Genomic DNA, 9,281 nt, shown 5'->3' on the forward strand with positions numbered 1-9,281 from the left:
AGCGGGAGTCGGCCACCGCCCGGGCGCCGGTGGCGACCGCCTGGGCGGCGAGGGCCGCCGGATCCGAGCCGCCGGCCGCGACGCCGACCACCTCGAACCGTTCGGGGTTGGCCGCCACCACGTCCAGCGCCTGGACGCCGATCGAGCCGGTCGAGCCGAGCACGAGGACGCTGCGTCTGGTCATCGCCGCCCATTCTTCCCGATCCACCCGGGACGCCATCCGGACGGGCGGCGTGGGAGCATGTGCCGGCAAGGATCGCGGGTGCCAGGGAGGGAACGTGGCAGGCTCACAGCTGGAGAGGCGACCGTCGACGACGGTCGACCCGGTCGAGGAGCCGTCCGCCGAGTGGGGCTGGCACGGCCGCTTCCCGCGCGGCCGCGAGATCGGCGGCTGGATCTCCGCGATCGCGATGTTCGTCATGGCGTTCGTCGGCAACCACGTGGCGGAGACCGAACGCCTGTGGCTGCTCGGCTTCGGCGTGGCCCTGGTCGCCGCCCTGGTCGGCTACCGCGTGCGGCAGCGCACCGCCTGGCGCCGCTAGCGGGTCTCGGCCTCCCCGCGTACCACCAGCCTTACCGGTCAGAGCAGGCTCAGCACGGCGGCGCCGACCGGGCCGAGCCACCGGCCGATTCGCATGAGCGGCTCGACGAGCGCGGCGCCCGCGGAGGTCAGCGCGCCGGCGTCCTTGACGATCTCGGTGAAGCGGCGCATCCCGGCGGCCGCCCGCTCGGGTTCGCGCTCCGCCGCGGCACGTGCCGTTTCCAGCTGGCTCTCGGCCTCCGCCCGTTCGTCCGCGGTCAGCCGCAGCCCGCCCAGCAGGGCACTCAGTGCGTCGAGGTCGGCGAGCAGCTCCGGCGGCGCGCCTGCCGTGACGTCGCCGCCGACGTAGTATCCGCCGCGGTTGTCGACGTGGTGGTGCTGGCTGTCGTCCTGGTGGTTGCGCCCGCCGCGACCGATGTTGACCTGCCCGGACCCGCCCACGTCGCCGAAGCGGAACGTGTCACCCATGATCGTCCCCCTCAGTGGTACCGCCGCCGGCGGCGGTACTGCTCGTCGTGCCGGCGGCGGGCGGCCTTCGCCATCGACGCACCGATCGCGGCGAGGATCGCGCCGAACGCGGCGGCCCCGAACGCGACCGGTCCCATCGGCACGCCAGGCATGAGCTCGATGCTGAACGGGTTGTCCGGTATCTGTCCCGGGCCGGTGTCGGCCAGCATCGGCGAGAAGATCAGCCACATCCAGCCGCCGAAGCCGGCGAACGCGATGATCAGCCCGAGCGCGGACAGCAGGCGACCCACGCCGCGCCCGCTGAACATCGAGTCGATGGGGTCCGGCGGCCCGACGTCGATGTGGTAGTTCTCGTCCTGGTAGTACGCCCGCTGGTCATACGCTCGCTGGTCGTACGCCCGGGAGTCGTGGTGGTTGCCGCCGACGTAGTGCCCGTCGCGGTTGTCGACGTCGTGGTGCCTGCTGTTGTCCTGGTAGTTGCGGCCGCCGCGCCCGACGTTGGACTGCCCGTGTCCATGGCCAGGGCGGACGTCGCGGAACCGGTAGTCGTCGCCCATCTGCGTTCGCCTCCTCCGCACCTCGCGGATCGACGCTCGCCTGGATGTCGCGTCCCTGCTGGCGAACGTGAGGGCGTCCGGTCAGTCGGCGGGCAGCACCGAACGGACCGACTCCGGCGACCGGCCCACCACCGCGGTGCCGTCGTCCGCGGTGATGATCGGGCGCTGGATGAGGATCGGGTTGGCGGCCATCGCGTCGATCCAGCGGGAACGGTCCGCCGGTGTGCGCGACCAGTCCCGCATGCCCAGCTCGCCGGCGACGGCCTCCCCGGTCCGCACGACGTCCCACGGCTCGAGGCCCAGGCGGTCGAGCACCTCGGCGAGCTCGCGCGCGGTCGGCGGATCCTCGAGGTAGCGCCGCACGGTGTACTCCGCGCCGGCCTCGTCCAGCAGCGACACCGCCGACCGGCACTTCGAGCACCGCGGGTTGATCCAGATCTCCACCGCTCAGCCCTCCGCGGCCAGTTGTCCGCAGGCCGCGGCGATCTCCTGGCCCCGGGTGTCCCGGACCGTGCAGGCGACGCCGCCCGCGTTGACCCGGCGGACGAACTCGCGCTCCACCGGCTTCGGGGCGGCGTCCCACTTCGAGCCGGGAGTCGGGTTCAGCGGGATCACGTTCACGTGCACCAGCTGGGCCAGGTGCTGCCGCAGCCGCTTGGCCAGCAGGTCCGCTCGCCACGGCTGGTCGTTCACGTCTCGGATCAGCGCGTACTCGATCGACACCCGCCGCCCGGACGTGTCCGCGTAGTACCGCGCGGCCTCCAGGACGTCGTCCACCGACCAGCGCGTGTTCACCGGCACCAGCGTGTCGCGCAGCTCGTCGTCCGGGGTGTGCAGTGACACCGCGAGGCGCACCTGCAGCCGCTCGTCGGCCAGCTTGCGGATCGCCGGGGCGAGGCCGACCGTCGACACCGTCACCGAGCGCTGCGAGATGCCAAGCCCGCCGGGCGCGGGGTCGCAGATCCGGTGCACGGCGTCGACGACCCGGCGGTAGTTCGCCAACGGCTCGCCCATGCCCATGAACACGATGTTGGACAGCCGCCCCGGCTCGCCGAGCTCGCCGTCGCGCATGGCGGCCGCCGCGGCGCGGACCTGGTCCACGATCTCCGCGGTCGACAGGTTGCGCTGCAGCCCGCCCTGGCCGGTCGCGCAGAACGGGCACGCCATGCCGCAGCCGGCCTGGCTCGACACGCACAGCGTCACCCGGTCCGGGTACCGCATGAGCACGCTCTCCAGCAGCGTCCCGTCGTGCGCGCGCCACAGCGTCTTGCGGGTGCTGTCGTCGTCGCAGCTCAGGTGCCGGACGACGGACAGCAGCGGCGGCAGCAGCCCGTCGGCGAGCCGGTCGCGGCTGGCCGCCGGGATGTCCGTCATCAGCGCCGGGTCGGCGGTCAGCCGGGCGAAGTAGTGGTGTGAGAGCTGGTTGGCGCGAAAGGGCTTCTCCCCCAGCTCGGCCACCGCCGCACGCCGCTCTTCGGCGGACATGTCGGCGATGTGGCGGGGCGGGAGGCCGCGGCGGGGCGCGTCGAAGACGAGAGGAAGTGCGGTCATGGCTCCGCCATTCTCCCATGCGGCCGTCGTCGGAATAACGTTGCATCACGATACGTTCCGATATATCGTAAACCTATCGCGGTACCACGCGATGCCCACAGGGAGGAAATGATCATGCGTCCATCATTCGGACACGAACACCACCACAGAGAGCACCGAGCTCACCACCGGCCGCCGTTCGGCGAGCCGCACGAGGCCTTCGGGCCGGAGGGACCGTTCGCCCCGCCACACGCGCAGGGCCCGTTCCCGCCGCAGCCGCCGTTCGGCCCCTGGCCGGGCATGCCGCCCGTGCCCGGCGTCCCCGGTTTCCCGGGCTTCGCCGGCGGGCGCGACATGCGACGCGGCAGCCGACGCCGAGGTCACGGGGGTGGCCGGCGCAGCAGGCGCGGCGACGTGCGGGCGGCGATCCTCGCCCTGCTCGTGGAGCGGCCCATGCACGGCTACGAGATGATCCAGGAGATCACCGAGCGCAGCGGCGAGTTCTGGCGCCCGAGCCCGGGCTCGGTCTACCCGACACTGCAGCTGCTCGCCGACGAGGGCCTCATCGCCAGCACCGAGGGCAGCGGCGGCAAGCGCCGCTTCGAGCTCACCGACGAGGGGCGCGCGGCCGCCGAGAAGCACGCCGCGGCCCCGCCGTGGGCGGAGATCGCCCAGGACGTCGATCCCAACGACGTCAACCTGCGCAACGCGATCGGCCAGCTCATGGGCGCCACCATGCAGGTCGCCCACGCGGCCACCGAGAACCAGAAGCAGCGCGCGGTCGAGGTGCTCAACGAGGCACGCCGAGAGGTCTACGCGATCCTCGGCGAGGTCGAGCCGCCCGCGGTCGCCGACGACGAGACCGACGATGAGACCGACGACGAGGACTGATCCTCAGGGCCGGAGCAACCCGGTCGGCTTGTGCCGGTGCATCACCCGGTAGCCGACCGGCAGGCTCTGCCCCACCACCTCGGCGACGGCCCGCGCGGCCACGCGGGCGGAGAACTCGATCCGCAGCACCGCGTCCAGGTCGGCCCTGGTGTCGAACCGCCAGAGCGTCTCGACCTGCCGGCTCGTGAAGCCGTTGCGCGCGAAGAACTCGTCCACCTCGACCGTGTCGTAGCCGGGCAGATCCGAGTGCATCCAGTCGCCGTAGGGCCGGTGCCGCACGTCCAGGTCGACGATCACCAGCGAGCCGCCGGGGCGGAGCACCCGATCCGCCTCGGCGAGCCCCGGCTCACAGCCGGGGCCGAAGAAGTACGCGGTCCGCGCGTGCACCAGGTCCACGCTCGCGTCCGGGAGCGGCAGCCGCTGCGCCGAGCCGGCCAGTACCTCGACGACAGGCTGGCCGGCCACCCGGTCGCGGGCGCGGCGGACCAGCGGCAGATGCGGCTCGATGCCGACGACGCGACGCGCGGTCTCGGCGAAACGGGGCAGGTGGAAGCCGTCCCCGCAGCCGACGTCCGCCACGTCCCGCCCGGTCCAGTCGACGAGCTCGGCGAGGACCCGCCAGATGTCGCCCTCGACATCCTGCGCGCGGTTCTCGACCTCGTACACCTCGGGCCAGTGCCAGATGTTCGGGCTCGGCACCGTGTCGTGCCCACGCCGCACCTCGCCCACGACCCTGGCGAGCGCCCGCGTCACCATGCCCACGGCTCAGTGTGGCACGAACAGGCTCAACAGCAGCCAGGACACGACAGCGGCGGGCAGCAGCGAGTCGAGCCGGTCCATCAGCCCGCCGTGCCCGGGCAGCAGCTGGCCCATGTCCTTGATCTTGAGGTCTCGCTTGATCAGCGACTCGACCAAGTCCCCGACGGTGGCGGTGCACACGAGGGCCGCGCCGAACAGCGCACCCTGCCACCACTGGCCGTCGAGCATCAACGTCAGCGTCAGGACTCCCGCGGCGACACCGGCCACCATCGAGCCCGCGAAGCCCTCCCAGGACTTCTTCGGGCTGATGACCTTGGCCATCGGGTGCTTGCCGAACCAGACGCCCGCCGCGAAGCCTCCGGTGTCCGAGCAGACCACGAGGATCATGAAGCTGAGCACCCGGGCCACGCCGTCCTCGGGCACCACCAGCATCGCCGCGAACGAGGCCAGCAGCGGGACGTAGGCGGCGGTCAGCACCGACGCGCTGAGGTCGCGCAGGTAGCCGTCGATGCCGCCGGCGAAGCGCCACACCATGCACGCGAGGACCGTCAGCACGAACGCGGCGAGCAGCCCCTCGCGCTCGAACGGCCAGGACAGCCACACCATCGCCTGGCCGCCGACGAGCACCGGCCACACCGCGACCCTGATGTCCGAGGCACGCTTCAGCGCGCCGGCCAGCTCCCACGTGCCGACCGCGACGGCGGCGGCGACCACGCCGACGAAGATCTGCCGGACGGTCAGCAGCGACACCAGTACGGCCGCGCCCAGCACGAGCGCGACCACGATCGACACAGGCACATTGCGCCCGGCCCGGGACAGGGGCGCGGGGCTGACCTCGCCCGGCTCGGGTCGTTCCGGGGCCGGTTCGGCCGCCTCGCTGGTCATGTCGCTCGTCATGTCGCTCGTCACTGGATCGAACCGCTCAGACTTCGAGCAGCTCGGCTTCCTTGTGCTTTACGAGCTCGTCGACCTGCGCGACGTACTTGTCGGTGAGGTGCTGGAGCTCCTTCTCCGCGCGGACCGCCTCGTCCTCGCCGGCCTCGCCGTCCTTGGCGATGCGGTGCAGCTCCTCGTTGGCCTTGCGCCGCACGTTGCGGATGGAGATCTTGGCTTCCTCGCCCTTGTGCTTGGCCACCTTGACCATCTCGCGGCGGCGCTCCTCGGACAGCTGCGGGATGATCACGCGGATGATCGTGCCGTCGTTGCTCGGGTTGACTCCCAGGTCGGAGTCGCGGATCGCCCGCTCTATCGAGTTCAGCTGGCTCACGTCGTAGGGCTTCACGACAGCCATCCGGGCCTCCGGGATGGAGATGCCGGCGAGCTGGTTCAGCGGCGTCGGCGAGCCGTAGTAGTCGACGACGATGCGCGAGAACATGGCCGGGTTCGCGCGGCCGGTGCGCACCGTGTTGAGCTCGTCCTTGGCCACCGACACGGCCTTTTCCATTTTCTCCTCGGCGTCGAGGAGTGTCTCGTCGATCAAAGCTGCTCCTGTAGTTGTCTCCCCAGCCGCTGTCAGGGAGTGCTGACGACGGTGCCGATCCTCTCACCACGCACCGCGCGCGCGATGTTCCCCTCGACCAGGAGGTTGAACACGATGATCGGCATGTTGTTGTCCATGCACAGGCTGAACGCCGTCGCGTCGGCGACCGCGAGCCCCTGTTCCAGCACCTCGCGGTGGGTGATGTGCTGGAACATCTCGGCGTCGGGCGCCTTCTTGGGGTCGGCGGTGTAGACCCCGTCGACCGACTTGGCCATGAGCACGACCTCGCAGCCGATCTCCAGCGCGCGCTGGGCGGCCGCGGTGTCGGTCGAGAAGTACGGCATCCCGACGCCGCCCGCGAAGATCACGACGCGGCCCTTCTCCAGGTGCCGCTCGGCGCGGCGCGGGATGTAGGGCTCGGCGACCTGGCCCATGGTGATCGCGGTCTGCACCCGGGTGTCGATGCCGAGCTTCTCGAGGAAGTCCTGCAGCGCCAAGCAGTTCATGACAGTGCCGAGCATGGCCATGTAGTCGGCGCGGTCCCGGTCCATGCCGCGCTGGGAGAGCTCCGCGCCGCGGAAGAAGTTGCCGCCCCCGATGACCACGGACATCTGCACGCCGTCGCGGACCACCTCGACGATCTGACGGGCGACGGCCTGCACGACGTTCGGGTCGACGCCGACCTCCCCGCCGCCGAACATCTCCCCGCCCAGCTTGAGCAGCACCCTTCGAAAACCGTGTCGCCGACCATCCATGACGATGTCCTCCTCGTTCACGGTCACGGGACTGACTACAGGACTGTGCCCCGCCCGCGGCGAACGCGAGGGCGGGGCACTGCCTGGGGTCCGGGCTGCTCCGATCAGGACTGGCCGATCTCGAAGCGGGCGAACCGGGAAACCGTCACGCCGGCCGCGTCGAGCAGCGCCTTGACGGTCTTCTTCGACTCCTGCACGGAGGCCTGCTCGAGCAGGACGGCGTCCTTGTAGAAACCGTTGACGCGGCCCTCGACGATCCTGGGCAGCGCCTGCTCCGGCTTGCCCTCCTCGCGGGCGGTCTCCTCGGCGATCCGCCGCTCGGTGGCGAGGACCTCCTCGGGGATCTCGTCACGGGTGACGTAGCGCGGCTTCATCGCGGCGATCTGCATCGCCGCGCCGCGGGCCATCTCGGTGTCGTCGCCGGTGTACTCGACCAGCACGCCGACCGTCGGCGGCAGGTCGGGGTCGCGACGGTGCAGGTAGGTCGCGACCGGGCCGTCGAACACGACAACCCGGCGCAGCTCGAGCTTCTCACCGATCTTGGCGGACAGCTCCTGCACGGCGTCACCGACCGACTTGCCGTCCAGGTCGGCCTTCGCCAGCGAGTCGACGTCGGCCGGCTTGGCAGCCTTCGCGGCGTCGACGATCCGGTTGGCCAGGGTCTGGAAGTCGGCGTTCTTCGCGACGAAGTCGGTCTCACAGTTCAGCTCGACCATGACGCCGCCGTCCGCGACGACCAGACCGTTGGCCGTGGTGCGCTCCGCACGCTTGCCGACATCCTTGGCGCCCTTGATGCGCAGGATCTCGACGGCCTTGTCGAAGTCGCCGTCGGCCTCCTCGAGAGCGTTCTTGCAAGCCATCATGCCGGCGCCCGTGAGCTCACGGATCCGCTTGACGTCGGCCATGGAGTAGTTCGCCATCGTGGCTGTATCCATCCTTCTTTCGCGTGCTTGGCTCAGGACTCGCTGGGGGCCTCGGCCGGCTTCGTCTCGCCGCCCGCCGGCGCGTTCTGGCCGACGAGGAGCTCCTGCTCCCACTCGGGCAGCGGCTCGTCGGTGGCGACCGCCGGCTTGTCCTCGCCGTCCGGCACGCCGTTGCGCACGCCGGCGCGGGCCATCAGTCCGGCGGCCGCGGCCTCGGCGACGACCTTGGTCAGCAGCGCGGCCGAGCGGATCGCGTCGTCGTTGCCCGGGATCGGGTAGTCGACCTCGTCCGGGTCGCAGTTGGTGTCGAGGATCGCGACGACCGGGATGTGCAGCTTGCGCGCCTCGCCGACCGCGATGTGCTCCTTCTTGGTGTCGACGATCCACACCGCGCTGGGCACCTTGGCCATGTCCCGGATGCCGCCGAGCGTGCGCTCGAGCTTGTCCTTCTCGCGGGTGAGCATCAGGATCTCCTTCTTGGTGCGACCCTGGAAGCCACCCGTCTGCTCCATCGACTCGAGCTCCTTGAGCCGCTGGAGACGCTTGTGGACGGTGGAGAAATTCGTGAGCATGCCGCCCAGCCAGCGCTGGTTGACGAACGGCATACCGACACGCAGCGCCTCGTTGGCGATCGCTTCCTGGGCCTGCTTCTTGGTGCCCACGAAGAGGATCGAGCCACCGTGCGCGACGGTCTCCTTGATGAACTCGTACGCGCGTCCGATGTAGGACAGGGTCTGCTCGAGGTCGATGATGTAGATGCCGTTGCGCTCGGTGAGGATGTAGCGCTTCATCTTCGGGTTCCAGCGGCGGGTCTGGTGCCCGAAGTGCACACCGGAGTCGAGCAGCTGCTTCATGGTGACGACGGCCATGGCCTCGTTCGCACCTTCTTCTGTCTGCGCGCCGGGTGTCCGCTCGGCGCGATGTCGGTTGTCGCGCCCTCCGCGGTGTTGCGAGGGCGCCCTGGTGCCGGTGCCGGCAGCCGGACCCGCTCCTCGATCACTGATCTCGGTGTGGGACCGCCGGATGCCGTTTCGCCGAAGCTGATGCACAGGCACGCGAAGTCGATCCGTGGAACCACGGACCGCACGAGCAGTCTACGCGGTCGTCCTGACGCCCTCGACCCGCGGTTCCCGGGTTGTCCACAACCCGCCCGCCCATCCACAGATTCCCGCTCGCGGCGCCCAACCGTCGGCCTCGCGCGGAAGCTGGAGCCATGACCTCCTTCACCCGCCCCCGACTGTCGTTGTTCGCTCTCGTGCTGGTCACGGGCCTGACCGCGGTCACGTCCCCGGCCCTGGTCGGCGTGGCCTCCGCGCCCGCGGGTCCCGCGGTTCCGCGTGCCCGCCCGGACTCCTCGTGTGCGGCCGTCCCGCGGGC

General features: G+C 70.8%; 12 protein-coding genes and 1 pseudogene. 2 read left to right on the forward strand and 11 right to left on the reverse strand.

Translation table 11 applies throughout. From position 1 onward, the window contains the following. A pseudogene (locus ACRDSK_RS28190) lies at positions 1-184 on the reverse strand (1-deoxy-D-xylulose-5-phosphate reductoisomerase); the annotation flags it as partial. Positions 185-278: 94 nt separating this feature from the next. Here ACRDSK_RS28190 and ACRDSK_RS28195 point away from each other — a divergent pair. After that, on the forward strand, positions 279-542 hold the full coding sequence (locus tag ACRDSK_RS28195) for a DUF2631 domain-containing protein (protein ID WP_431444374.1): 264 nt from the start codon (positions 279-281) through the stop codon (positions 540-542). Between the two features lie 38 nt (positions 543-580). On the opposite strand, the gene ACRDSK_RS28200 is transcribed toward ACRDSK_RS28195, so the two are convergent. The 4 genes from ACRDSK_RS28200 to rlmN form a co-directional block, all read right to left on the reverse strand. Beyond that, positions 581-1,009, reverse strand: coding sequence for a hypothetical protein (locus ACRDSK_RS28200; protein WP_431444375.1), 429 nt, complete (start codon positions 1,007-1,009; stop codon positions 581-583). Between the two features lie 11 nt (positions 1,010-1,020). Continuing rightward, entirely contained in the window at positions 1,021-1,566 is a 546-nt protein-coding gene (locus tag ACRDSK_RS28205) for a hypothetical protein (protein WP_431444376.1), read from the reverse strand. 81 nt (positions 1,567-1,647) lie between these two features. Beyond that, positions 1,648-2,010 (reverse strand): arsenate reductase family protein, encoded by a 363-nt coding sequence (locus ACRDSK_RS28210; protein WP_431444377.1) that lies wholly within the window; start codon positions 2,008-2,010, stop codon positions 1,648-1,650. A 3-nt stretch (positions 2,011-2,013) separates the two neighbouring features. Beyond that, positions 2,014-3,117 (reverse strand): 23S rRNA (adenine(2503)-C(2))-methyltransferase RlmN, encoded by a 1,104-nt coding sequence (gene rlmN / locus ACRDSK_RS28215; protein WP_431444378.1) that lies wholly within the window; start codon positions 3,115-3,117, stop codon positions 2,014-2,016. A 114-nt stretch (positions 3,118-3,231) separates the two neighbouring features. On the opposite strand from rlmN, the gene ACRDSK_RS28220 reads away from it, so the two are divergent. Next, positions 3,232-3,987, forward strand: a complete 756-nt coding sequence (locus ACRDSK_RS28220; protein ID WP_431444380.1) for a PadR family transcriptional regulator — start codon at positions 3,232-3,234, stop codon at positions 3,985-3,987. Between the two features lie 3 nt (positions 3,988-3,990). Here the strand turns inward: ACRDSK_RS28220 and ACRDSK_RS28225 are convergent, their stop codons facing one another. The 6 genes from ACRDSK_RS28225 to rpsB form a co-directional block, all read right to left on the reverse strand. Further along, the gene (locus ACRDSK_RS28225; RefSeq protein WP_431444385.1) at positions 3,991-4,743 is read right to left on the reverse strand and encodes a class I SAM-dependent methyltransferase; all 753 of its coding nucleotides are present in this window, start codon (positions 4,741-4,743) and stop codon (positions 3,991-3,993) included. A gap of 9 nt (positions 4,744-4,752) precedes the next feature. After that, on the reverse strand, positions 4,753-5,643 hold the full coding sequence (locus ACRDSK_RS28230; protein ID WP_431444381.1) for a phosphatidate cytidylyltransferase: 891 nt from the start codon (positions 5,641-5,643) through the stop codon (positions 4,753-4,755). A 25-nt stretch (positions 5,644-5,668) separates the two neighbouring features. Further along, entirely contained in the window at positions 5,669-6,226 is a 558-nt protein-coding gene (gene frr, locus ACRDSK_RS28235) for a ribosome recycling factor (protein WP_431444382.1), read from the reverse strand. A 32-nt stretch (positions 6,227-6,258) separates the two neighbouring features. Next, entirely contained in the window at positions 6,259-6,981 is a 723-nt protein-coding gene (gene pyrH, locus ACRDSK_RS28240) for a UMP kinase (RefSeq protein ID WP_431444386.1), read from the reverse strand. 104 nt (positions 6,982-7,085) lie between these two features. Further along, positions 7,086-7,901, reverse strand: a complete 816-nt coding sequence (gene tsf / locus ACRDSK_RS28245) for a translation elongation factor Ts (protein ID WP_431444383.1) — start codon at positions 7,899-7,901, stop codon at positions 7,086-7,088. Between the two features lie 35 nt (positions 7,902-7,936). Next, entirely contained in the window at positions 7,937-8,773 is an 837-nt protein-coding gene (gene rpsB, locus ACRDSK_RS28250) for a 30S ribosomal protein S2 (protein WP_431444384.1), read from the reverse strand. Between the last annotated feature and the right edge of the window lie 508 nt (positions 8,774-9,281).

Origin of the sequence: Actinophytocola sp., from assembly GCF_050699915.1 — a bacterium.
Taxonomy (GTDB): Bacteria; Actinomycetota; Actinomycetes; order Mycobacteriales; family Pseudonocardiaceae; genus Actinophytocola.

Bases quoted from the DNA above. Each gene is read 5' to 3' on its own strand.
- ACRDSK_RS28200 (WP_431444375.1), bottom strand. From the start codon at position 1,009: ATGGGTGACACGTTCCGCTTCGGCGACGTGGGCGGGTCCGGGCAGGTC.
- ACRDSK_RS28205 (WP_431444376.1), bottom strand. From the start codon at position 1,566: ATGGGCGACGACTACCGGTTCCGCGACGTCCGCCCTGGCCATGGACAC.
- rlmN (WP_431444378.1), bottom strand. From the start codon at position 3,117: ATGACCGCACTTCCTCTCGTCTTCGACGCGCCCCGCCGCGGCCTCCCG.
- ACRDSK_RS28220 (WP_431444380.1), top strand. From the start codon at position 3,232: ATGCGTCCATCATTCGGACACGAACACCACCACAGAGAGCACCGAGCT.
- ACRDSK_RS28225 (WP_431444385.1), bottom strand. From the start codon at position 4,743: ATGGTGACGCGGGCGCTCGCCAGGGTCGTGGGCGAGGTGCGGCGTGGG.
- ACRDSK_RS28230 (WP_431444381.1), bottom strand. From the start codon at position 5,643: ATGACGAGCGACATGACCAGCGAGGCGGCCGAACCGGCCCCGGAACGA.
- pyrH (WP_431444386.1), bottom strand. From the start codon at position 6,981: ATGGATGGTCGGCGACACGGTTTTCGAAGGGTGCTGCTCAAGCTGGGC.
- tsf (WP_431444383.1), bottom strand. From the start codon at position 7,901: ATGGCGAACTACTCCATGGCCGACGTCAAGCGGATCCGTGAGCTCACG.
- rpsB (WP_431444384.1), bottom strand. From the start codon at position 8,773: ATGGCCGTCGTCACCATGAAGCAGCTGCTCGACTCCGGTGTGCACTTC.